Below are 24311 nucleotides of genomic sequence, written 5' to 3'. Positions count from 1 at the left end.
ACTCTCAACAACATGTTTCGCTTTAGAACTATCAGAGCTTGATGTCTACTAGGGACCTTCTTATTTTTCATCTAACATATATTAATTATTTAGTTGGTGCAGCAGCTGCAGCTGGAGCTGAAGCTACTACTACACCATTTGCATCTGTCTGATACAAAGTTGTTCCAATCTGGATTGTCTGATTGATTACAAGCTTTCCATCAAGCCCGAAGAGGTAATCACTTCCACCAATCTTTACTGTCTGACCAGCGATAAGCATTCCATCTGAACCTGCATAGTAAACACTACCATCGGCTGCGTTTATAAGACCTGTTGCCATCTTTCCATCAGCTCCAAAGTAGTAAGCTGCTGTTCCGATTGTCTGTAAGCCTGTAAGCATCTTTCCGTCTGCTCCGAAGTAGTATGTTGCACCACCGATTGTGATGAGACCTACCTGCATCTGACCTGCTTCGTTGAAGTAGTACATAGAACCATCAACTGCTACAAGACCTGATACTCTGTGCGCATCTGAAGGATCACAGTAGTATGTGCCAGTTGCGTCTGTCCACCATCCCTTGTACATCTTTCCGTTGTCGTTAGGATTGAACATGTATGTAAGACCATTAACTGTTACCCAGCCTACCTGCTGTAAGCCCTGCTCGTTAAAGTAGTACATATCCTTACCGATTACAGCAAGACCAACAAGCATGTGTCCGTCTGTTGTATCTAAGTAACGTGTACCAACTGTAGGATCTGTCCACCATCCTGTGTAAAGTGCACCGTTTGCAAGTGGATCAAAGAAGAATGTGCTTCCGCCAAGCTCTAACCAACCTGTCTGAAGCTGTGAAGCCTCATTGAAGTAATAAATTGCCTTGTCAATTGTTGTAAGACCAACAGCTGCATTAGCTGTACCAGGTGTGAAGTAGTATGTACCTGTACCTGCTGGATCTACATACCAACCTGTTGTAACAATACCTGTTGTCTCATCTGTATGATACTTAACTCCTGCAATATCTACCCAACCAAACTGCTTACGGTAGTTGTTGAAGAAGTAAACATTTCCTGCGCCTAAATCAAGAAGACCTGCTGCTGGAATGAATGCTGTGTAGTCCTTCTGTGCTACGTTCATATCTACACGGCCGCTGATACCTGCAACTGCTCCGCTTGATGAATACTGCCAGATAGCCCATCCAGCAATATCATTGTGATCTGAATACTGAGCAATCCACTTATCATAAGCAAGTGCTGATGTAAAGTGTGCCTTGTAGAAGTTTGTGTATGTGTAAAGCATTGGTGTGTAACCAGCCTGAGCGATTACACTACAGAATGCATTTGCCATTGCTGTACATGTATTAGCATCAATACCCTTCTGAGTTGCATCTTCGAAATCGAATGCTACTGGGAAGTTGATGTTGTATGGCTCAATCCACTGAAGAACAAGATTTGCTTCCTGGATAGCAGCCTCAACTGTTGTTGCGTATGAATAAATATATACACCTGTACGAATACCTACAGCCTGAGCTCCTGCTACATTAGCTGCGAAATAAGGATCAACACCACTCTTTGTGCTTCCTACCTTAATGAATGTATATGTAACTCCTGACTGAGCAACTGCTGCCCAGTTAATTGCCCCCTGATACTTTGATACATCGATACCCTGTGCACCAGCTGCATTTGCAGTGATTGGTGTGGATACAGTCATCACTACAGCAAGCATCAATGCTGCAAGTGACTTAAACACTTTTGAAGCTTTAAATTTTCTCACTTCATTGACCTCCTAAATAAAACTAGTAATATAATATCATAATAATTTGTATTATTTAACTGATAAATACAAATATTTTACATCTGATGGCGTACTACCTTGTACTCATCTCCATTAACAAAATATGGGCATTCACTGTAATGACCTGTTACCAATCTAACATAATCATCCTCATCCATATCCATTTCGCAATAATATTGTTCATCCTCTTCGTCCCATACGAAATTGTTACAATATTCGCAGGCAGTACTACCAGATTTTTTTACCTTACTATTACTAGCCATCTAATAAAACCTCCTACTAGAACAGCCACAAGTATTGTTCCTAGCATTATTGCATACATGTATTCCTGATGTTTCTTGCCCCAGGCAGAATTCATTACAGCCATATAAAGCCCAAGGCCAACAAGAATAGCTACAACATTTATCAACATATTAACTGTTTCCATTAAGCTGTCACTCCTATAAATGCACCAAGACCAAGTGTACATAAAACACCGATGATGATTCCCGCTAAAGCTACACCGCAGATTACTGCAAGAATTGAAGACTTAAAGTCCATATCAAGAATTGAAGCTGCAAGAGTACCTGTCCATGCACCTGTTCCTGGAAGTGGAATACCAACAAACAATAACAATGCTACGAAAAGACCTCTACCAGCTTTTTCCTGAAGCTTCTTACCACCCTTTTCACCTTTTTCAAGACAGAATGTAAAGAAACCACCGATAACTGGCTTATCCTTGCCCCACTCAAGTACCTTTCTTGCGAAGAAATAAATGATTGGTACCGGAATCATGTTTCCAATGGCAATAAGAATATAAGCTAAAAGTAAATTGAAGCTTGGATCTGCTGCCTTAAATCCATAGGCAAATGGAATAGCCCCTCTAAGCTCAATAAGTGGAACCATTGATACAAAAAATACTGTTAAATACTTGATCATTAAATCTAAACTCCTTTTAATATCTTTTCTAATTCATCTATAAATACTTGCATCTCTTTATCTGTTCCAATAGAAATACGCAAGTAATTTGATATACGCTGTGGTTTTGAGAAGTAGCGCACATAAATACCACGCTTTTTAAGCTCTTCAAAAATAACTGAAGCCTCCACAGATTCATGCTTTGCAAAAATAAAATTGCTTTTTGAATCTGGGAATGTAAATCCAAGCTTCTTTAGCTGAGCCTTTGTCCATTCTCTTGTGGAAATAACAGCATCAAGCTTTTCCTTGAAATAACTGTCATCCTCGATTGAAGCAACCCCTGCTTGCAGTGTGATTGTATCCATTGTGTATGAATTAAATGAGAACTTACAATCTGATAAATACTTAATAAGCTGCTTCGAACCAATAGCATAGCCAATACGGTTTCCTGCCATAGCTCTTGATTTAGAAAATGTACGAACTACCAAAACATTATCGTATTTACGAACCAAGTCTATAGCAGACTTCGAACCAAAATCCACATAAGCCTCATCTATAATCACAACACACTCAGGATGTGCCTTAACAATGTCCTCGAAAAATGAAACAGGCTCTGCTATTCCTGTAGGTGCATTAGGATTAGGAATAACTATTCCTCCGCAAGGCGTGTCATAATCGCTTTTTATAATTTTAAAATCCTCATCAAGTGCTTTAGTCTCAAATGGAATTCTAAAAAGTGATGCCCAAACATCATAAAACGAATAGGTAATGTCTGGGAAAAAGATTGGTTTATCTGAATTGAAAAATGTAAGAAAGCTCATTGCAAGAACGTCATCTGAGCCAACTCCGACAAAAACATTTTCCGCATCAAACCCATGATATTTAGCCAACGCCGAAATCAGTGACTGACATCCTGGATCCGGGTATTTTCTAAGAGAATCCAATTCTATTTTAGAAATAGCTTTACCCACCAAAGGACTTGGTGGGTATGGATTTTCATTTGTGTTTAGCTTAATTACCTTAGTTTTAGGCTGCTCGCCTGGAGTGTAAGGTACTACCTCTCTAACATTACTCTTCCAATTAGCCATATTTTGCCTCGCTATCGTGCACTATTGAACAACGCCTGTATCTGTACCGCCAGCCTGAGCTGCTGCAGCCGCTTCTGCGGCAGCCTGTAACTTCAATGTCTGAAGTGTAAGCTCTGCGTTAACAAGATCCTGATAATTTGAAACCTGTGCCTTCTGCTCTTCTGTTAAAGCTTCGTACTGTGCTCTAGCTTCAGCAATCTGAGGTTCAGACTCAAGTGTAACTGTCTCAATTTCTGCGATAAGCTCTGATACCTTAACCTGTGGATTCTGGATAAGGTAGTTTTCTTCCTCTGTGTCGCCAGTGTAGAAAACAATAACAGGCCAACCAGCTTCTACTATATTGTAGATTTGCTCTGCAGCGGAAAGTGGAAGGTTAACACATCCGTGGCTTCCGCCAGTTTTATAAATTGTGCCACCAAAGCTTGAGCGCCATGTTGCATCGTGAAGCCCCTCGCCCATGTTGAATGGCATCCAGTAATTTACATGTGATTCGTAATTGTCACCCTTGAGTGTGGCATCTGTCTGCTTGTAAGCAATTGGGTATACACCTGTGTGTGTACCGTGGTTTGCTGAAATCTTACCTGATACACAATCTGTATCAAATACCATTTCACCATCCTTATAAACATACACATGCTGTTCTGTAAGGTTAACTTCTACATAGGAATTGCCATAATCGTGTTCGCCATGGCTTGTTCCATAATAAAGGTATGTGAAGTCGCGAGTAACATCCTCGCCCCCATCTAAATCAGCAATAATTGCATCAATTTCGCCATCATATGCTATTCTCCAACCGAATGAACCTGCTGGAACTTCTATTGTCTCACCTGATGTGGTGGTGAATTCTTTTTTCTTGCCATAGGTGTTGTACTTATCTCCCATTGAGTTTACATACTCGCCTATAGCATCTCTGTCGAAGGAAACATTAAAGCTGTCATCCCATGTGAACCATGTAGCCTTTGTATCAGCTGGAATTTCTTCTGTAATGCCCTCGCCTAAATCATAATGGATATCTGTATCCATGTAATTGTTTAAAACATCAACAGCCTTTTGAATATTAGCATCAGATGCTAATACATTAGGCTTTTCGTAGCATGTGCCATCTGCAAGATTAATCTCAGTTTGAAGATTCTCAACTGCATAGATGATTGCTTCTTCTACGCCCTCTTCTGTGATTTTATCTCCATATACTTCATCAACAATCACAAACTTCTCGCCATCAAACTGAATGGTAGCGTCCTGTGATTCTGTTGTAGATGATTGATTACTAAAATCAAGGCTGCTTGCTACTGCTGTGACCTTTGCTGAATCATATGAGTTGCCTGTAGCTGTGTAGTACTCAGCTGGGGCAAACAAACGAAGTACCCAGTTGAAACCTGACTGAGAATCAAGAAGTGTCTGAACCTCTGATTCGTCGTAGTTAACTCCTACGCCTAATTCACTTGAGCTGACTTCGTTGATAACATTTCCATCAGCGTCAATAAATGAAATAGTGTATTTATCAGCGCTGTTGATGATTTTGTCGTATGTGCTTTGAGCTGTTCTAAATGAAGCACCAACGCCATTAACCTTACTTCTGATATAGAAGTGATTTCTAAAGAACAAGCTTCCTGCCAAATATATTATTAGAATAATACCAAGAATTATTCCAAGTCTGATTCTTTTTGCTCTGTAATAACTTGGTGGATAAATCTTTTTGCGACCTTTTGCTTTCATTGTGCATAATCCTCTAAAAATGATAATAAATCTCCGTGTGTTAGTTTACAGGAAATCAGCAAATAAAAACAACTAAACTTTTATCTAATAGGGCGCAATTATTTGACTAATTCCTCCTAAAGCTCTTGAGCTCGTCAATTGTAAACTCATATGCCTCATTACAGAACTGACACTTAACCTCTACTGGCTTGCCATCTGCAATGATTTCGTCCATATCTTCCTTGCCAAGTGATGCAAGACTTTTTACAACTCTATCTCTTGAACAATCGCACTTGTATGCTGCTGGATATGTTTCCTTAATCTCAACATCTAATCCTGCAAGAACAATCTGGAGCATCTCCTCTGGTGTCTTACCACTTGAAAGCATATCTGTAACTGAAGGAAGAGTCTTTAAATTCTCCTCAAGCTGAGTAATAACTTCCTCTGGAGTAAAAGGCATAAGCTGAACAATAAATCCACCTGCACAATTTACTGTATTGTCCTTATTCATAAGAACGCCAAGTCCTACTGATGATGGGATCTGCTCTGAAACTGCATAATAGTATGTAAGGTCCTCTGCAATTTCACCAGTCTGAAGCTCAACAGTACCAACATATGGCTCCTTGAGGCCCATATCCTTGATAACCCTCATAATACCAAGGTCGATTGCTCCGCCTACATCAAGCTTTCCATTCTTAGGTGGCAAATCAACTACTGATACATTAGGAAATCCCTTAACCTCACCCTTGCTGTTGGATGTAACTGTGATTCCCTTCATTGGACCACTTCCTTGAATCTGAAGTGTAACCAAATCATCCTCGCCTTTAAGCATAACACCCATCATAGAGCCTGCAGAAAGCATTCTTCCAAGGGCTGCTGTAACGATTGGAGATGTATTGTGACGAGTTCTTGCCTCTTCAACTAAATCCTTACTTGTAATTGCAAATGCTCTAACTGCGTCATTTGCTGCTGTTGCTCTAACTATATAGTCTTTCATTTTGTAACCTCTCTTGCTATAAAATACAATCTATCACTATCTTCTGTAGGTGCTTCCATTGTGGAAACATCAAGCACCTGAAGAAGTTCTAAGCCACTTTCTTTAATGGCAGCCTTCACTTCATCGACGGTAAACGCATGCTGCATATGTTCTTCCTCGAATCTGTCAAAAGTGCCCTCTTCATTTTCTTCATAAATGGTCAGGTAATAATAATTGTCTCTGGTGTCAGGATTGTATTCATTTTCCCAAATGAAGCTTCCTTCTTCGCGGTTTTCCGCAATCGTACCAGTTCCTAGCTTTTTATAGTAGCTGTCTGTTTTCATATCAAATATAAAAAGCCCTTTAGGATCAAGATAATTATTTGCCAGTTTGCAAACCTGAAGCAATTCATCTGTATCAGCCAGATAATTCATGCTGTCGCAAAGGCTGATTACCGCTCCTACTGTTCCGTATAATTCAAAGGAACGCATATCCTGACATAGATAAAGGATTCCATCGGAATCCTCCTGACTCATAGCCTCCATAAGCATATCGTAGGAGACATCGATACCAATCATATCGTAGCCCATTTCCTTAAGGCGTCTTGTCATCTGTCCTGTACCACAGCCCAAATCGCATACGATTTCCATTGGCATATTATATTTTTCAAATAGTACTTTTATATTATGTGCCCAATCATCATATGGAATATTGTCCATATATCTATCGTAGACTGTGGCAAAGCCTGTATAAGCTTCCATCCTGTTATACCCTCTTAGATAAAAAGCTTGTTATCTTTCTGATAACATCAAAATCATTTTGAATTTCTTCAACCTTGAGACGATTCTCCTCCGAGAATCCCACAAGTATATCATGGTTGGCCTCAGCCAAATAGTCCATAATACCGTCAATATCACTTTTGATATTCTTTGGACACTTGATATAGTGTCTCTTTCCTGCAGTAATGTGCAATGTATAAGTAATAGAGAAATGATGCCATAAAAACTTGTGCATTGTTGAATACTTGTAAATCCAAATTATAGCATCAATTGGAACAATGGCAACACCATAGCTACTTGTTTCAATAAAATAATGCTCTGTAATAAACATATCCTCTGTTGCAAGCTGTGGTAATGTAGCAAGCTCTTCCTCAGCTTCCTCAAGTATTTCTGCTGGCTTGCCGTAAGCTCTTGTTTTCTGAACTGGCAAAGACAACACCGGAAATGCAATATACAAACTGTATACTATGATTGATGCAACACTGTATAGACCAAAAATCGTATAGAAAAACTGGAAGGCCTCTGCCGAAGGTCCTGTAGCATCTGGCTCTGAAATAGTGTATGTAGAAACTGTAGAAAGAATGCCCTCCTCGCTCCAATTCAAATCACTAGCCAAATTTGCTAAAAGGTTTCTGGCTGCCTCAGAATCATAAAGGATTTCACCTTTTATGGTAAGTTCTTCAATAGTAGGTGAGCCCTGCTCACAAGTATCAGGATCCAGAAGCACTATAACACACTCAGAATTAATCATAGTGTAATAATAGTAGCCTCTGGTTCTATCCAGCCATTTGCTGGTATATCCTGTAAAATATAAGTTCTTTAAATCAAATTTGGCGTAGTTTTCACCATCGTTATACATTTCGTATAAGCTGATTGAATCCTCGCTGTGTGTCCTTGGAAAAAGCAAATGTCCTATTGGGAAAATAAATGTTACCGCAATAAGAATCACCAAAAAGACAATAGGAGCATATAGCTTACTTTTATAATATGTCTTTATTGACCTTGTTATTAAATGCTCCAAAGAATCCATAACTACTCCATTTTACCTTTATTTGTGTGCTTCAAGCCACTGATAGATATCTTCGTAAACCTGCTCTCTATCAAGCTCGTTTAATATTTCGTGTCTGTCACCCCTGTATAATTTCAGAGTAACATCCTTTATGCCTGCAGCTTTAAAAGCATCTGCTGCAGCTGTTGTACCTTTGCCCATATTTCCAACTGGATCCTCGTCTCCGGATACAACTAAAAGTGGTAAAGTCTTGCGCATCTTTTCTACACAAGCCTTTGTTCCAACATATTTTGTAGCTTCTACTAAGCCCTTATATGCATTCAAAGAGAATGTGAATGTACAATATTTATCATGGTAGTACTTTTCAACGCTCTGAATGTTTTTAGAAAGCCATGAATTAGCATAATCATTTCCGTAGCAATCATACTGCTTGTAAGGTGCAGAATATGTCATATCTCTTACAAATGTGCTTCGGTAATTTTTGCCTTTTAAAAGTGAAAGAACAGCAATAACAGCAAGACCGCCATTACATGTGCCTGCAGATTCCTGACCTGTACCCATAATAACAGCACCAGTAAGCTCTTCCAAATAAGCAGTTTTATCAGATAAGAACTTACGAAGCATATATGAGCCCATAGAATGTCCTAAAATGAAATAAGGAAGATTAGGATATTCCTTTTTGGTCTTTGCATAGTGTGTATAAATATCCTCTACCATATCGTCAGCAGGATGCTTGCCTGTCATGATACCAAGCTCTTCATCCTTTGTAACAGACTGACCATGACCAATGTGATCATGACCTACAACGACGTATCCCTTTGATGCAAGGAATGTAGCGAATTCATCATATCTTTCAATATATTCAACCATGCCGTGAACAAGCTGTAAAACAGCTACTGGCTCTCTGTCTGGAAGCCACTTTCTACAATGTATTACAGAATGTCCATCCTTTGAAACAAATGTATAAGTCTCCTGTTTTCCCATAAATATATCCCCCTTATATTTGCATTTATATTGATTCTAAATGATTTAACAGCGAGATTCAATAAATCACACGCAATCTATTGAAACTGTTCAATCATAATTTGTACACTGCGCTGGCCTCTAAATTCATTAATAGATGGCTCGTATACAATATCCATTTTAACGCCTGTATTTCTTCCTGAAAAGAGTCCTTGCCAGCTGGAATCTCCATATTTTTGGATAACAGCGTTTTCGAATTCAGGAACATTTCTAAACATAAGAGCTGTTATATTTTGGCCTTTTTCTGTAAGTAATGATAAGCGTAAATACTGACCTTCCTTACCAATATAAGCCGCCCTGGTTATAGGTATATTTTTCAACGCAAACAATGGCTTTGTATTACCTGTACCAAATGGAGCAAGTAAGTCTATTGAATCTACAAGCTCCTCAGTGATGTATCCTAGAGGCATATCGCAATCAATATTAATAATTTCCTGCATATCATCATCTGTCAATTTGCAGTTTGCATTAAGTCTTTGGCGAAGCTCATCTATTTTTTCTATTGGAAGGCTGACACCTGCTGCCATTGGATGTCCACCAAACTTTGTAAACACATCCTTAACCGCTGTAAGCTCCTCAAACATATTGTAAGCCGGAATTGAACGGCCACTTCCCTTTGCTCCATCCTCAGCATCTGTAATCACAAGTACAGGCTTGCTGTAGCTTTCTCTAATACGTCCTGCCACGATACCAGCCAAGCTTTCGTGAAGCTCAGGAATGTACACTACTAGAACTCTATCATTTACAATGTCGGTAGTTTCGATAAGCTCTCTAGCTTTATCAATACCGGTTTGTGTCATTGCCTTTCGTTCCGCATTAAGTTCCACCAACTCATTTGCCATTGCAAGTGCTTTTGCCTGATTTTCCTCCATCAAAAGCTCTATTGCTTTAGCTGCAGTATCCAAACGGCCGCTGGCATTAAGGCATGGCCCAATTACAAACCCAAGATGATAGCAGCTCAATGGTTTTCCTGAAAGCTCTGTTCTAGCAATAAGAGCGCTTAAGCCGATGTTGTCAGTAGTTTCAATTGCCTTGATTCCGTGATATACAGTGGAGCGATTTTCACCCTTTAATTCCATAACATCGCAAACCGTAGCAATACTGGCAAACTGAAGAAACTTATCAGATTCTTCTTTTTCAATTCCAATGAACTCGTAAAGAACTTCTACAAGCTTCCATGCTACCTGTGCTCCACAGATTCCTTTAAATGGATACTGGCAATCCTCTCGCTTAGGATCGACCACAGCATCTGCATTAGGAAGAATTTGCTTTCTAGTAACTCCATCATCTGCCAATTCGAATGGCACCTCATGATGATCCGTTACAACAACTGTCATGCCTAGTTCTTTCGCCAAATTGACTGCTGGAGCTGCTGCAATACCATTATCACAAGTAATGATGAATCTAACACCTTCATCATACGCTTTTTGAACCATATCTGGATTTATGCCATATCCATCAATCATTCGGTCAGGTACTGCATAGTCTACATCTCCCCCTGCCTCCTGGATAGCCCTGGTCAGAATGTATGTAGACATGATGCCATCTACATCATAATCACCTACAACGCGAATCTTTACTCCTTCATCAATAGCTTCAAGAAGTAGTTCGCAAGCATTATCCATATCAGCAAAAAGATGAGGGTCAGGGAAATTATTTAACGTAGGATGAAGATACTCATTCATCTCCTCATATGTTTTAAGACCGCGATTTACCATAAGGCGCACAATAACAGGGTCCACATTTAATTTCGAACTTAAGCCTGCATAGTCTGCAGCTTTTCTTTGTAGAATCCATCTACTCATAACAATTTCTCTCCGTTAAAAAAATTCCGCGACTTCCGTCGCGGAATTTAGTCGTTCTATAAATATTAAGCAAGAGCGGCAGTAATAATAGCCATTGAATATACTTCCTGTGCATTGCATCCACGAGATAAGTCGTTGATTGGTGCGTTAAGTCCAAGAAGGATTGGGCCATAAGCATCGAAACCACCAAGACGCTGTGCAATCTTGTATCCGATGTTACCAGCATTGATATCTGGGAAGATAAATGTGTTTGCATGACCAGCTACTGTAGAGCCTGGGCACTTTGTCTTTGCAACACGTGGTGAAACTGCTGCATCAAACTGAAGCTCGCCTTCGATGTCAAGCTCAGGATACTTCTCCTTAGCCTTTGCTGTAGCTTCACGCATCTTATCAACATCCTCGCCCTTTCCAGAACCAAGTGTTGAGTATGAAAGCATAGCAATCTTTGGATCGATACCGAAGATCTTTGCACATGCTGCTGTCTCGCCAGCGATTTCTGCAAGCTCATCAGCGTTTGGCTTTATGTTGATTGCGCAATCACCCATAGCAAGAACTTCTCTATCACCTGTAGCAGAGTTACGTACCATGATGAAGCATGATGATACGATGCTGTTACCTGGCTTTGTCTTAATAACCTGAAGTGCTGGACGTACTGTATCAGCTGTTGAGTATGTAGCGCCACCAAGAAGTGCATCTGCAACGCCCATCTTTACAAGCATAGTACCGAAGTAGTTTGCCTGCTTACATGTAGCAGCTGCCTGCTCCATTGTAACGCCCTTGCTCTTTCTAAGCTCACAGAAAAGCTCGCACATCTCATCAAATCTGTCATAGTTATCTGGATCAATGATAACTGCTCCACGGATGTTGAAACCAGCATCTTCTGCAGCTGCTGCAACCTCTGTTTCCTTACCAATAAGAATTGGCTGAAGGAAATCTGAACCAAGAAGACGGCTAGAAGCCTCAATAATACGTGGGTCTGTACCTTCTGTAAATACGATTTTCTTAGGATCCTTTTTAAGGATGTCAATTAATGCTCCAAATCCTGCCATTTTTAATTCCTCTTCTTTCTTTAACTATTTATTTAAAATTTAATTAGTTACTACAAACCATAGCTAGTGTACACCTTTTTTGTGAAAAATGGATGGCTTTTTTTATTGTTCTCGATTTTGTACTTTATTGTATTTTTTCTGATATAAATCCATTCTCATCAACAGCTACATTGCTAGAAATACTTTCAACATATGAATAGCCTGATTCGTCTATTGAAGTCACTGCATTTGAGGCGCTAATTGGTACTATTCTGTAGCTAATAGCATCATTCTCATCAATTTTAAATTGAACTGCACCACCTCCACCTGACTTGATTGTCTGGTTAAAAATGAAGTTACCCAAGCTATAGAAAATAGGCTTACCATTGTAGTACTCAACTGGCTGCAAGCAGTGACTGTGCATGCCTATTACAGCATCTGCGCCAGCATCAATCATTTTGTAGCCATCATTGGTCTGGTAATCTTCAAGCTCAGTTGTGTGCTCCACGCCCCAGTGAACCATTACGAATAGATAATCCACCTGACTGTCTGCCTCTGAAATAGCATTCAATAAATCTGTCTCATCATAGAAGCAGAATTCTCCTGGCTGTGAGTTTAGAACGTTCCAGCTTCCTACTGGTATCACATGGCTGGCTGCTAAAAAGCCGTAAGTTCTGCCTTTCGCATCTGTTTTAACAATAAGTTTACTAGCCTCTTCAAGACTGTTTCCAGCACCTGTATATTCAATACCGGCATCAGAAAGTGTTGTAAAGGTGTCTGTCAGTGCATCCTGACCATAATCAAGTACATGATTATTTGCAAGCCCTGCTATATCTACACCTAAGTCATTAAGAATTGTCACATAAGTAGGATTTACTCTAAATGTGTATTGCTTATCTGGAGCCTGCTGTCCTCGCTCCGAATAGCAAAATTCATTGTTAATCATGGTAAATGTGGCGTCATTTAAAAGTGACTGTATCTCAGCTGATGCAACACCATCAATTCCCTGACTATCATAATTTGACTGAACATATTCGCTGAGCTCTACATCACCAGTAAATACTATTGATGTGGTCAAATCCTCTGGTGTAGATTCTGCCTCTGTTGTTTCCTCAGTATCTTCTGCCTCCGTGGCAATAGGCTCATCCTCAGTGGTTTCCGTCTCACCTATTAGCCACTGAAGCTCATCTTCCATTCCCTGCTCTTTGGCAAAGGCTTTTGCCTGCTCATTAAATGGCCCATTTTCACCGAATGCATACCACATACCAGCACCGATTATTACCAGTACTAGTACTGTTTTAATTAATCCTGCAAAAAATTTTTTCATAAGCTTATTCTCTCTATTATCTGAATTTGTTCTTTTCAGCGTCGTAGTGATAATCAATCATTGCAAGCTTTGCAATTATTTCATCACCATCAATTTCATTATCCTCCACCAATGCATCAAAGCTTGAATAATAATCTCTTAATGCAGTATTTACTACAGAAAGAAGCATCACTGGATCTTTTGGAAAATTCATTTTGCGTCTCCTCTAAACTGTTATTCTGTAGTATTCTACCACATTAAATAGGGACCAGCAAAAAGCCGGTCCCACTCGTGATAAATCTTTTCAATTAAAGTTCAGTAAGAGGAGCAATCTGCTCAAGAACATTATTCATATCCTCAAACATAAATCCCTTCTTAGTAATCTTAACTTTGATATCTTCGATGTCGTCTGAAACTGTATCGAAGTATCTCTGAGAGTCGTCAATGTTGTCAGAGATTTCATTGATTGATGATTCGCAGTTCTTAAATACATCTGCCATCTGAGCACTCTGGCCTGTTACTTCATCTGCAACGTCCTTAATCTTTCCAACAACTTCCTGAGTTTCAACTACTCTCTCATGCGAAGCACTGATAGCATCCTTTGTATGATCAACTGATTCAACCAAGCGGTTATTATTCTCATCAAGTTCTTTCATACTATCAAAGATAGATGTTACAACGCTTTGGATTTCAGTAGAAAGATTTGTTACTTCATCAGCAACAACGGCAAATCCTCGGCCTGCCTCGCCTGCACGTGCAGCTTCGATTGAAGCGTTAAGGGCCAAAAGATTTGTCTGCTTTGCAAAGCCACCAATCTGTTCAACCTTTTCACGAATGTCATCAAAGCTCTTCTGGAATGCTTCAAACACTTCCTCAACCTCTGCGATTGTATCTGAAACTGCACTAGAGCTTCTATCTACATTTTCCATACCTTCATGAGAATCGTCAGCTGTAATTTCAAGCTTCTTTACGATTTCATCAAAGGCTTGTGTAATCTCCTCAATTGTTTTGAATTGATCCTGGAATCTGGCAACTGAATCAGAAATGTTACCATACTTTTCCTCAACAACTGAGAAAGAATCTCTGATTGTCTCAATACCCTGAATAGTATTTGCCTCTTCTCTCTGAAGCATATTCTTTTGCTCAATCGAGAATCTACCAACCTCTTTTAAGGCATGCATTTTATCTTTTAAATTAACAGCTTTCTCACTTGCTGGCGTAGTTGTTGCAACTTCCTGCTCAACTACTTTCTTCTTACCAAAAAGTCCCATATCGTCCTCCTATCTACCCTACTCAAATACTGCACATACCATTGTCTGATTTACATGTTGTTTCTTGTACTGCTCACCACCACCGATGATTCCAACATGTGGGCCAACGCCCTTCATGGCTGTCAAATATTCGGTTAGATAATTCCTCTGAGTGTAGAGTAGATGACGATAGATACAATTTACAGAGAATACAAATGAGATTTTCTTATTCTCTTCTTTGATTTGTCGTCTTGTTTCTGCACCAATCTCGTCGTAATCCATCAGTTCCATTATCTGAATGGTATCATTTTCATTGATTTTTTTGTAATTAATCAATGAACCGTTCTCACCAATCGCATAAGGGCTACTGATGAAGATTTCATCACCGATTACACGACCAAGCGGACTAACCAAAACATTGTCTACTAACTCGCTTCTACTAACGCCAGCATCCTCACAATACACATCAGCTGCAGGTCTACCATCCAAAGAAATAAGTTCCTTCTTCGCCAGGTTAACCTTTGTTGCAATATGTGTATTTGCCCCTTCTATAGGTCTGAAAATTAGCTCAGAATATGTTCTAATCTTTCCTGTTTTATTTTTAATTAAAGCATAACAACATGCATCTGGATAAAGAACACCGTTAAGCATTGCATATCCTGTTGCATCTGCTGGGTATCCAAAAATTGTACCACCAACAATAGGAATGTTAGCTTTCTCTAAAGCCACATTCATAGATGAAACCAAACGTTCCTCATCATTAGTACAGAACTCAATGCAAACTGTGTTGCCATCTCCTGCCCCAATCTTAGAAACTTTTTGTTCCATTGATGCAATATCCTGAAGAGGTGCCTTCGATAGATTTCGCAAGATTCCTACTTCAACCTCTGCATCTGCACCAAACGAAATCAAAACCATTCGCTTATCTGATGATTCTGATTCATAATAAGACGTTGTACTTGTGCCGATTAAATCAACACCAGGGAACTTATTAGCAATCTGTTCCGAAGCGTCCTTCAAATGCTCGTATGCGCATAATAAAATTAATAATTTAGGATTATTAGCCTTTCCAATTACTTCGGCTACGGCTGAATTGACATCAGCCTTCATTGATGTACCAATTGATATTTGCATAATTACCCCTTTCTGACAATATATTCCCCAGCAACCTAACTGTATCACAAATTTTTTCTATTTTCGAGTATGTTCACACAATTTCCATGAAATGTTGTTTTTTTTTCAATATACTAATACTGTCACGTTATGTCCCAAAGTGACAATATTGACATATCGTTTTAGGAGGCAATATGAAGCAACGAACTATTGTATTTGACAAAGCTGATGAAATGGATGATGTTGCCCTACAGCTGCTTAACTTTATTGAAGAAACGCCACACAAAAAAGTTCTTTTTCAAGCTGTAGAGCCTAGCGGCGATATTGATTATATAAAAAATGGACTGGAGTATGCTCATATTGCACTTCCAGAAATAACAATCATTGGTATGACTTCTCATTGTGCTATGACCCATGATACTCATGCCGCAAAATTTCCGGTTGTATCCGTTCTTTTATTTGAAGAAAACGATTATACAGCCTTCTCTTATGACTGCCATAAACTAACTCCTAGAGAAGTAGGTATTGAATTATGTAAGGAACTGGAAAACATCAAAGATGTAAAAGGTATTCTAATGATGGGCTCAGATATTACACTGACTCCTCAGGATTTTATAGATGTAGTATCAGCGAAGTATCCTAATATTCCTTTGTTTGGTGCTTTGGCTGGCACTTCAACTTTAAAATCAGACGAGTCTTTGGTTTTCCATAACAACAACGTATATGAAAGAGGTATGGTAATTGTGGTATTTCACGGACCTACTCTGGAGATAACCACCCACTATAATCTTGGCTGGAAACCTTTAGGAAACACCTTTACTGTTACAGAAAGCTCATCTGATGGAAAGGTTTACAAAATAAATGATAAGCCTGCTGTCACTGTATATAATAAGTATTTAGGGGTTCCTATTAATGAATACTTTTTCGAGAATACAGCAGCATTTCCTTTTATTTTCAAGCATAACAATAAGCTGGTTGCCCGTGTTGCATTAAAGCACACAGTAACCTCTCTTCAGTTTGGAATTGAAATACCAGAGGGAACAAAGTTCAGCTTAGCCTATGCAAAAGCGAATTATCTTTTGGATGAATCCTTGACCTGCGCTAATAAGATGAAGGAGTTTAATCCTGATGCAATATTAATTTATGCATGCATGAGCCGTAGAACTCTTATGGGGGATGAACTAGCTGAAAGAGAATTTTCATACTTTAAACAGGTTAATCCTAATGTAACTTGGTCATGTGGATACGGAGAGCTTCTTTATGATGATCAAGGGGATGGCTTGTTAAACGGTTCGCTGGTTGCTGTAGGTATAAAGGAAGGTAACAAACCAGTCGCAGATACCTCTCCTATTACCGACCCACGATTACAAGCTGAGCCTGAGGTTATAGATTTAAGAGATCGACTTATTTCATTCCTGGAATCAACAACAGAGGATTTAAATGAGAATATAAACCTTCTTGCAAATATGGCTAGTCATGATCAGCTTACAAAAATCTATAATCGAGCAGCTCTTGACTATTATTATGATGAGCTAATTCACAATATTTCAGCCTTAGACACCATCGCTATGATTATGTTTGATATTGATCACTTCAAGCGTGTGAATGATACATATGGTCATGACGTAGGAGATCAAGTAATTACAGGAGTTGTAAATACAATAAAGGAAAGACTTCCAGATAATGCGTTTTTTGCACGTTGGGGTGGAGAAGAATTTATGTGTCTTCTTCCAAATTGCGATAAAGAAACTGCTATTAATGTGGCAGAGCGTATCCGCATAAGCGTATCGGTGACAGATTTTAGTCCTGTTAATCAGGTAACTATAAGCATCGGCGTTTGCCTAATAAGCAAGGATATGGATAAGATTGAATCCTTTGCCAAAGTTGACAAAGCCTTGTATGAGGCCAAAGAAACAGGCCGCAACAAGGTTGTCTTCTCTGAATAATAAGATTATCAATTACCAGTTTTTCTCAAATCCATCTGAGATAAACTGGTAATTGTCTTTTGTGCCATCTTCACTTATAAACAATTCTGCTATGGCGCAGTTGTTGAAATCCACATCCCAATACTGGCTTCGTGGAGTCTTTTTAATAGTCTCAAAAATAGCATGGCTAAGTGCTCCATGGCTGACTAGCATAACAATGTCATCATCATTAAACTGACCAGTCTTTACAGCACTTCTAATCTTTTCTACCACACGTCCCGCTCTTGCTATAACCTCGTCATAGCTTTCTCCACCCTCAGGAGGATTATAAGTTTCAGGTTTATCGAAACATTCAACAAGAAATTCCGGATTTTCCTGTTCCATATTTTTCTGTTCATATATTCCAAAAGACATTTCTATTAAATCTGGCTCAATTACCACATCATCAGGCTTATTGTCCTTAGTTATTTCATTTTCCTGATAGTCACTAATATCAATTCCAGCTACTATACAGCCTGTCTCAATTGCTCTTCCAAGCGGACTGGTTATTAGTTTTGTTGGAATAAGGCCAAGACTTTTCACTAGTTCATGTGTCTCTCTTGCCTGCTGACGCCCTCTTTCATTAAGGGGTATTTCCGAACTTCCCTGCAATCTTTTTTGTGCATTTAAATCTGTCTGTCCATGTCGTACTAATAATATTCTCAAAATCCTGTCCTCTTTTATCTGCTATTTTATTCTCATGACATAATAGTCCATGTTACAGATTGATGCAATGACTAGCAACTCATTCCTATACGTGATACCATGGTAAAGATTTATATTAGAGGTATTTTTATGATTTACAGAAAACAAAAAGATTTTGATAACTTCAAATGCATTGCCGATAAATGTCCCAAAAGCTGCTGTATCGGTTGGCAAATCATGATTGATGAGGATAGTCTTGATAAATACGCTACCACATCTGGAGACTTTGGACATAGATTAAAATCTTCTATTAATTATGAAGAAGGCTCATTCCTTCAAAGCAACACTCGTTGTAGCATGCTTAATGAAACAGGTCTTTGTGATTTGCAATCTACTTTAGGGGAAAGCTATCTTTGCAACACCTGCCGCAAGTATCCTCGTCATGTTGAAGAATTTCAGGACATCCGCGAATATTCACTATCTCTTTCATGTCCTGAGGCAGTTAGAATGCTTATAGCCCCTGACTATACTTTTTCATTTGAGGAGACTGAGGATGATATTTTCGACGAGCCAGAAGAATTTGAAGACTTTGACTTCCTGCTCTTTGACAAGTTGGAATATGCTAGAGATAAAATGATGGAACTTGCAAAAGATAGCTCTCTTCCTTTTTCAGAACGATTGGAACGCATTAGAAGTTCTGCATTTGCCTTGCAGAATCTCTACGATGAAGGTGAAATCTTTGAGATGGATAACATCTCCTATGAAGATAAGTCCAACATTTCATTAGAATATGCCATGAGTGGACTCAGCACCCTCCTTGAATTAGAAGTGTTAGAAGAATCATGGCATGAAACTATTAGTGAAACGATATCCTATTGGAATAACAATCCCGCAAAACCATGCTCAGAGGATGCAACCTTTGTTTTTGAAAAGATACTAATTTCTCTTCTATTTAATTACTTCTGCGGCGCTGTATATGATGGACAGATTTATGCCAGAGCTATGATTGCCATAATGAGCACTCATTGGATTATGATGATTCAAGCTGCACATCCTAATATGGACTTAGCCCAAAACATATATCTATATTCTAGAGAAGTTGAGCACTCCGACACTAACGTAAATACGTTAATATCATACTTTGAACAGGAATTGGATTAAAAAAAAGGAACTCTCCAATGAGAGTTCCTTTTTTCTACTTAATCTTTATATGTCTCATCCAATACATCAGAGAACCATCTTCCATTCATTACATGATTAATCATAAGATTCTTAACATCATCTGAAATACTGTTGTCTGCTTCCATCTGACCAATTATCTGCTTGTAAGATGAAGTTGTGTTTTCTACAGTGACAATAGCATTCGAATCATCAGCATCTAGTACTAATGATACAGGATTTGCTGGTGTCCAATTATTCCATGTAGCAAGTGAATCACCATTTGGATTTCCTGATACTAGGAAGTTGCTCAGATAGCTATCGAATACTGTTGCCATATTCTGATATCCTGCATTATCAAAATTTGCAAAACTTCCATATGAATGATTGTCTGTAAGCATTGGGACAAAGATTCCATGGAATGATCCCATCATTGGGATTTGGGTTGCACTGTCATCACTACCATATCTAACCTGACAAATATAAATATTGTTATCATAATTTGCATACATCTTTTGTGCTGAACACTGTGCATTAAATATTCTGTACATTTCAGAACCATACTCAATTGCAAATGACTTTGCTAAATCCTGTGTTTGAGAATCTAATGCCATCACATCTGGACTATAGAAATATCCATCAAAAGCTGAGAATAAGCTAAACTCTGTTTCTCCTGTTAACATAAGGATTGGTACACTATTGTATTCAGTAGTATCAAAACCTTCAGAAGGAATAACTACATCGTCTGTATAAAGATGAGGGAACACGCTCATTCTTATTCCTGCATTTGACATAAGTTGACACAAACGATCTGCATCAACAGACTTCATATATGTAACTACCGCTGGGTCACTAGATAGTAACCACGCCTTTGCCAGCTCCTCATTTGATGCTAAGCCATCTTCTACAACAAGTGGAGCAACTGCCTCTGCGATTCTATCTGCACTTGCATCTTCGTCTGCAACTGTCATACCACCTGAATATACTACTGCTTTATCAAATTTGCCTTCAAAGACAGGACTGATGAGCATGGCCATAACATCACGTCCACCAGCTGAAAATCCTGATACAGTAATGTTGTTTGGGTCTCCTCCAAACTGTTCGATATTTGCACGAACCCAATCTAGAGCTTTTGCAATATCAAGCATTGCGTAATTTCCTGTAGAATCTGCATCAGTCTGGAATGCTGGAAGTGCGTTAAATCCTAATATTCCAAGTCTGTAATTTAGAGATACATAAATGCAGTTCTCATCTACAACAATCTGTGATCCCTCAATTTCTGATGAACTTCCGGTCTGATTATTTCCACCGTGAATGTATACAAGCACTGGCAAATCCTTTGCATTATTTGGTGCATATACATCTAAGTTCAAGCAATCTTCAGAGCCAGATACAACTGTCTCACCTGTTGCATAATCTGTTCCTGCCTGAATTGCTTTATTGCCTACAGAGGTGCAATCTAATACATCTGTCCAAGCTGCTGGATCCTTTGGCTCTTCCCAGCGCAAATCTCCTGTAGGTGCAGCTGCGTATGGAATCGAATACCATACATTACAATTATCTTTACTTGTTCCTTCCACTGCTCCAAACTGTGTGTTTTTTACTAAACTAGCTGTTGCGGTCTGGTTTTCCACAGAAACGTTCGTAGCTGCATAAACATTAATGCTTGAAAACCCTGTTGCTCCTAGCGCTAAAACTAGAGCTAATGCTAAAAAAATCTTTCTCTTCATATTCATCCTTCTCCTTTGATAAATTATGATTTTCCTTGATTATATTGGCCGGTAGTTACTACCGAGCAAGGAAAAATATGGTCGTTGATATTTGTTAATTCTGCCTATATAATGGCTAAAGGAGAGGTTTTAATGTTATGTCAAAATCATTTATGTCTATTGGTGAATACGCCAAAATGGTAGGGGTATCCCCTGAATATCTCAAGTTCTACGATAAAAAGAATTTAATAAAACCTATATGGAAGGATGACAGAGCCTACAGATATTACGCTGATTTTCAAATCATCCATTTTATTGAGCTACAACAGTTAAATAACATGGGGATATCACTGGAGGATGCAAAATCAATTATTGATACATCAAGTCTTGAAGAACGTCTTGATGTCTATAAAAATGCTCTTCAAGCCAAACGCGAAGAAATCATTAATTTACTGTTTTTAATGAATCAAATTGATGACACCACTTCTGCTCTAGATAGAATTAAAAATAAAGAAAGCTGGCGCATAGAAGAATTACCATTGTCCTATTTTACATTTATTGATTTTGATAAACGAAAACAAGGAAGAGATTCTGCTATTTGGAAAGACAACTTTAGTATGAATGCCACACAATACGTGAAGATGCAGGATTCTTCAGCATACCAATTAGAACCTGGAAAATTTGAAAGAATGTGGGGCGCTATCCAGCCCGATTTAACAGAACAGCTTACAAATGACGATAAGCAAACAATAATCCCAGTTGGAAACTGCAAATGTTTTGTCTATGAATATAGCATTCCTACAGAGTACGACGATGAGGGCAAGCTCTGTGAAAACGTTTGGGACTTGTCACTACCTCTGACAATCATGAAAGAAAAAAATATTAAGCATAAAGGAGAATTCTTCCAGAAACGTCTGTGTACCACTCATGAACCTGATGGTGAATTTCTTCATGTACAAACAATAGCGCCTATCTATTGATAGACGCTACATTTTTTCTAATTTCATATGCGCCACAGCTCCATTTTGTTCCATGGTCTTTAATTCCGTATAATAGAATTTATCATTATGAGCTTCTATTGCATCCATAAGAAGATGCACTCCATATCCCCTATCTAATGCATCCATCACTGTTCTAGATACACAGCATCTTCCATCAACTCCAACAACATTTATAGTATCAACATTCATCTTGTTAAGAAAGGGCTCAAAATCTGCATTAGAAAAGGCGCTAGGCAATCTCTTCTTAAATACGCAATCTGATTCAATTAAGAGGCTTTCGGCTAAATCAAAATTGTCATCATTGCCACTTCTTCCTGTATTTCTAACATAAACTACAGGAATATCTTTTTTTATTGCCTCAGCTATTCTATTATTTACCCTCTCAACCAAATCTGGCTTATAGTTCTTTAAATATCGTTGTTGTACATCAATAACAAGTAATATTTTCATAAACCACCTACATTAAGCATTTCTCCCTACATATCTACTATCAAAAGTATATCATAGTGCTTTAATAAAATGGGGCTTAATTAAGTCCCTCCCCGAGGTTAGTTATAACTAATTTTTGTTCTGTTTTTTCATAAAAATTTCATTAATGTTCGGGATTGAAAAACACTTCTTTAGGGTGTATCATCTGATTACAAAAAGCAAACATATTTTCGGAAATTATGTTCGATAAATGGAGAATTATTATGTGTACAAGATATGCTTTAGAAAAAAGCCTTACAGGATTAAAAGATATTATTGAAATAGCAGAGCGTTCTTCTCTCACAACAAAGTTTATCGATACCCATGCCAAGCCACTTATCACTGACGGCGAAGTACGTCCAACTGATATTGTTCCCGTTATAGCTCCTAATTCAAAGGGAGCGCGAAGTGTCTTTCCAATGCAATGGGGGTTCATCGGCAGAGATAATAAACGATCAATCTTCAATGCTCGCTACGAAACTGCCAGCATAAAGCCCACTTTCAAAGAAGCCTGGCGAACTCACAGATGTATTATTCCAGCATCATACTATTTTGAATGGGAACATTTTAGAAGCCCAGATGGTCGAGTCAAAACTGGAGACAAATACGCAATACAGCCAAATGGTTCTACTATTACCTGGCTTTGTGGTTTATATAATATTGAAAATGGATATCCAGTATTCGTTATTCTTACAAAAGAACCAACAGAAAATCTTAAGCAAATACATGACAGAATGCCCTTAATGCTACCTGAAGATAAAGTTGATGAATGGATAAATCCTTCCTCAAGTCCTGAAGAATTAATTCCTTATGCATTATCAGATGTTGTTGCAGAGAAAATACTATTAAGCCGTTATTAGACTTATCCTCTCTTTGGTGGGAGTAAATATGGACACCATCATAAGTTACTATATACACAGTTAATACAGTAAATAGCAACTTATACGGAGGTGTTTTTATGAAAGGATACATTATTGACGCAGGATATATGGGATATGTTGATGGCGAATACGAGTTATTTGCTACAGAGGACGATTATTTAGAATACATGGCTGCATAATCTCATATACAAATACAAACATGGAGAGAAAGCCTATGGAACTTGCAAATCAAATCATTGCAGTAGATTTCGATAATACACTATGTTTCAGTGATTGGCCTAATCTAGGCAAGCCAAATCTACCGCTAATACAATACCTAAAAAAACAAAAAGCATCCGGAAGCAAAATCATTCTTTGGACCTGTCGCGCTGGCAAGCCTCTTGAAGATGCTACTGACTGGTGTAAAAAGCACGGCCTTATTTTTGATGCAATCAATGATAACCTTCCAGAAATAGTTGAGCTATACGGAAATAACAGTAGAAAAATAACTTGTGACATCTACATCGACGATAGAAATATGAAAATAGAAGAATTGCTTACAGCTAATAGTTAAAATAAAAAGACTTTGGATAATTCCAAAGTCTTTTTTAGCGTGCGTGAGAAGATTCGAACTCCCGACACCTTGGTCCGTAGCCAAGTGCTCTATCCAGCTGAGCTACACACACATAATAAAAAGTAGCGAGAGGGGGATTCGAACCCTCGACACCGCGGGTATGAACCGCGTGCTCTAGCCAACTGAGCTATCTCGCCA

Annotated in this window: 24 protein-coding genes and 2 tRNA genes; 5 read left to right on the top strand and 21 right to left on the bottom strand. The window is 38.6% G+C overall.

Features of this window, described 5'->3' with window-relative positions; translation table 11 throughout:
• Window positions 1-85 precede the first annotated feature (85 nt).
• The 16 genes from BMY66_RS06600 to BMY66_RS06525 form a co-directional block, all read right to left on the bottom strand.
• Complete coding sequence (locus BMY66_RS06600) at window positions 86-1744, bottom strand: GH25 family lysozyme (RefSeq protein ID WP_044938391.1); 1659 nt, start codon at window positions 1742-1744, stop codon at window positions 86-88.
• A gap of 77 nt (window positions 1745-1821) precedes the next feature.
• Complete coding sequence (locus tag BMY66_RS06595) at window positions 1822-2028, bottom strand: DUF6472 family protein (RefSeq protein ID WP_044938395.1); 207 nt, start codon at window positions 2026-2028, stop codon at window positions 1822-1824.
• Window positions 2007-2192 carry a hypothetical protein gene (locus BMY66_RS06590; RefSeq protein ID WP_033151491.1) on the bottom strand — a complete coding sequence of 62 codons (186 nt, stop codon included), beginning with the start codon at window positions 2190-2192 and terminating at the stop codon, window positions 2007-2009. Before BMY66_RS06590 ends, BMY66_RS06595 begins: the two co-directional genes overlap by 22 nt.
• A complete protein-coding gene (locus BMY66_RS06585) occupies window positions 2192-2683 on the bottom strand; it encodes a COG2426 family protein (RefSeq protein ID WP_033151492.1) in 492 nt (163 codons plus the stop codon). Before BMY66_RS06585 ends, BMY66_RS06590 begins: the two co-directional genes overlap by 1 nt.
• Before the next feature lie 5 nt (window positions 2684-2688).
• Window positions 2689-3750, bottom strand: coding sequence for a histidinol-phosphate transaminase (gene hisC / locus BMY66_RS06580; RefSeq protein WP_090394611.1), 1062 nt, complete (start codon window positions 3748-3750; stop codon window positions 2689-2691).
• A gap of 21 nt (window positions 3751-3771) precedes the next feature.
• The gene (locus BMY66_RS06575; RefSeq protein ID WP_090394610.1) at window positions 3772-5466 is read right to left on the bottom strand and encodes a L,D-transpeptidase family protein; all 1695 of its coding nucleotides are present in this window, start codon (window positions 5464-5466) and stop codon (window positions 3772-3774) included.
• Window positions 5467-5572: 106 nt separating this feature from the next.
• Entirely contained in the window at window positions 5573-6442 is an 870-nt protein-coding gene (hslO, locus tag BMY66_RS06570; protein WP_074792194.1) for an Hsp33 family molecular chaperone HslO, read from the bottom strand.
• Window positions 6439-7182: a class I SAM-dependent DNA methyltransferase gene (locus BMY66_RS06565; protein WP_090394609.1), complete on the bottom strand. Its 744-nt coding sequence runs from the start codon at window positions 7180-7182 to the stop codon at window positions 6439-6441. The genes hslO and BMY66_RS06565 overlap by 4 nt, the downstream gene beginning before the upstream one ends.
• A 4-nt stretch (window positions 7183-7186) precedes the next feature.
• Window positions 7187-8107 carry a DUF6709 family protein gene (locus BMY66_RS06560; protein ID WP_242942686.1) on the bottom strand — a complete coding sequence of 307 codons (921 nt, stop codon included), beginning with the start codon at window positions 8105-8107 and terminating at the stop codon, window positions 7187-7189.
• A gap of 141 nt (window positions 8108-8248) precedes the next feature.
• Complete coding sequence (locus BMY66_RS06555) at window positions 8249-9193, bottom strand: alpha/beta fold hydrolase (RefSeq protein ID WP_090394607.1); 945 nt, start codon at window positions 9191-9193, stop codon at window positions 8249-8251.
• A gap of 77 nt (window positions 9194-9270) precedes the next feature.
• Window positions 9271-11037: a single-stranded-DNA-specific exonuclease RecJ gene (recJ, locus tag BMY66_RS06550; protein ID WP_090394606.1), complete on the bottom strand. Its 1767-nt coding sequence runs from the start codon at window positions 11035-11037 to the stop codon at window positions 9271-9273.
• Window positions 11038-11102: 65 nt separating this feature from the next.
• Window positions 11103-12086 carry a phosphate acetyltransferase gene (gene pta, locus BMY66_RS06545; RefSeq protein ID WP_090394605.1) on the bottom strand — a complete coding sequence of 328 codons (984 nt, stop codon included), beginning with the start codon at window positions 12084-12086 and terminating at the stop codon, window positions 11103-11105.
• A gap of 124 nt (window positions 12087-12210) precedes the next feature.
• The gene (locus BMY66_RS06540) at window positions 12211-13392 is read right to left on the bottom strand and encodes a CapA family protein (RefSeq protein ID WP_090394604.1); all 1182 of its coding nucleotides are present in this window, start codon (window positions 13390-13392) and stop codon (window positions 12211-12213) included.
• Between the two features lie 16 nt (window positions 13393-13408).
• A complete protein-coding gene (locus BMY66_RS06535; RefSeq protein ID WP_033151501.1) occupies window positions 13409-13585 on the bottom strand; it encodes a DUF4250 domain-containing protein in 177 nt (58 codons plus the stop codon).
• 94 nt (window positions 13586-13679) lie between these two features.
• Entirely contained in the window at window positions 13680-14642 is a 963-nt protein-coding gene (locus BMY66_RS06530; protein ID WP_044938424.1) for a methyl-accepting chemotaxis protein, read from the bottom strand.
• 18 nt (window positions 14643-14660) lie between these two features.
• Entirely contained in the window at window positions 14661-15755 is a 1095-nt protein-coding gene (locus tag BMY66_RS06525) for an FIST signal transduction protein (RefSeq protein ID WP_044938428.1), read from the bottom strand.
• 173 nt (window positions 15756-15928) lie between these two features.
• Here BMY66_RS06525 and BMY66_RS06520 point away from each other — a divergent pair, with 173 nt between their 5' ends.
• Window positions 15929-17680 carry a sensor domain-containing diguanylate cyclase gene (locus tag BMY66_RS06520; RefSeq protein ID WP_090394603.1) on the top strand — a complete coding sequence of 584 codons (1752 nt, stop codon included), beginning with the start codon at window positions 15929-15931 and terminating at the stop codon, window positions 17678-17680.
• A gap of 12 nt (window positions 17681-17692) precedes the next feature.
• Here the strand turns inward: BMY66_RS06520 and BMY66_RS06515 are convergent, their stop codons facing one another.
• Entirely contained in the window at window positions 17693-18364 is a 672-nt protein-coding gene (locus BMY66_RS06515; protein ID WP_177175603.1) for a histidine phosphatase family protein, read from the bottom strand.
• 129 nt (window positions 18365-18493) lie between these two features.
• Here BMY66_RS06515 and fliB point away from each other — a divergent pair, with 129 nt between their 5' ends.
• Complete coding sequence (gene fliB / locus BMY66_RS06510) at window positions 18494-19504, top strand: flagellin lysine-N-methylase (protein ID WP_090394601.1); 1011 nt, start codon at window positions 18494-18496, stop codon at window positions 19502-19504.
• Between the two features lie 38 nt (window positions 19505-19542).
• On the opposite strand, the gene BMY66_RS06505 is transcribed toward fliB, so the two are convergent.
• The gene (locus BMY66_RS06505; RefSeq protein ID WP_090394600.1) at window positions 19543-21231 is read right to left on the bottom strand and encodes a carboxylesterase family protein; all 1689 of its coding nucleotides are present in this window, start codon (window positions 21229-21231) and stop codon (window positions 19543-19545) included.
• A 137-nt stretch (window positions 21232-21368) separates the two neighbouring features.
• Between BMY66_RS06505 and BMY66_RS06500 the strand changes: the two genes are divergently transcribed.
• Window positions 21369-22190 carry a helix-turn-helix domain-containing protein gene (locus BMY66_RS06500; RefSeq protein WP_090394599.1) on the top strand — a complete coding sequence of 274 codons (822 nt, stop codon included), beginning with the start codon at window positions 21369-21371 and terminating at the stop codon, window positions 22188-22190.
• A gap of 6 nt (window positions 22191-22196) precedes the next feature.
• Here the strand turns inward: BMY66_RS06500 and BMY66_RS06495 are convergent, their stop codons facing one another.
• Window positions 22197-22661 (bottom strand): cysteine hydrolase family protein, encoded by a 465-nt coding sequence (locus BMY66_RS06495; RefSeq protein ID WP_090394598.1) that lies wholly within the window; start codon window positions 22659-22661, stop codon window positions 22197-22199.
• 242 nt (window positions 22662-22903) lie between these two features.
• Between BMY66_RS06495 and BMY66_RS06490 the strand changes: the two genes are divergently transcribed.
• Together BMY66_RS06490 and BMY66_RS06485 are read left to right on the top strand one after the other, a co-directional pair.
• Window positions 22904-23539: an SOS response-associated peptidase gene (locus BMY66_RS06490; protein ID WP_177175602.1), complete on the top strand. Its 636-nt coding sequence runs from the start codon at window positions 22904-22906 to the stop codon at window positions 23537-23539.
• Window positions 23540-23774: 235 nt separating this feature from the next.
• The gene (locus BMY66_RS06485) at window positions 23775-24113 is read left to right on the top strand and encodes a hypothetical protein (RefSeq protein ID WP_044938450.1); all 339 of its coding nucleotides are present in this window, start codon (window positions 23775-23777) and stop codon (window positions 24111-24113) included.
• 38 nt (window positions 24114-24151) lie between these two features.
• Here BMY66_RS06485 and BMY66_RS06480 read toward each other — a convergent pair.
• Window positions 24152-24225 (bottom strand) — tRNA-Arg (locus BMY66_RS06480).
• An 11-nt stretch (window positions 24226-24236) separates the two neighbouring features.
• Window positions 24237-24310, bottom strand: a tRNA-Met gene (locus tag BMY66_RS06475).
• Window position 24311 lies beyond the last annotated feature (1 nt).

It is taken from the genome of Pseudobutyrivibrio sp. C4 (assembly GCF_900111635.1).
Classification (GTDB): Bacteria; Bacillota; Clostridia; order Lachnospirales; family Lachnospiraceae; genus Pseudobutyrivibrio; species Pseudobutyrivibrio ruminis.
The sequence above is the reverse complement of the archived record's forward strand: the minus strand, read 5'-3'. Positions and strand labels throughout refer to the sequence as shown.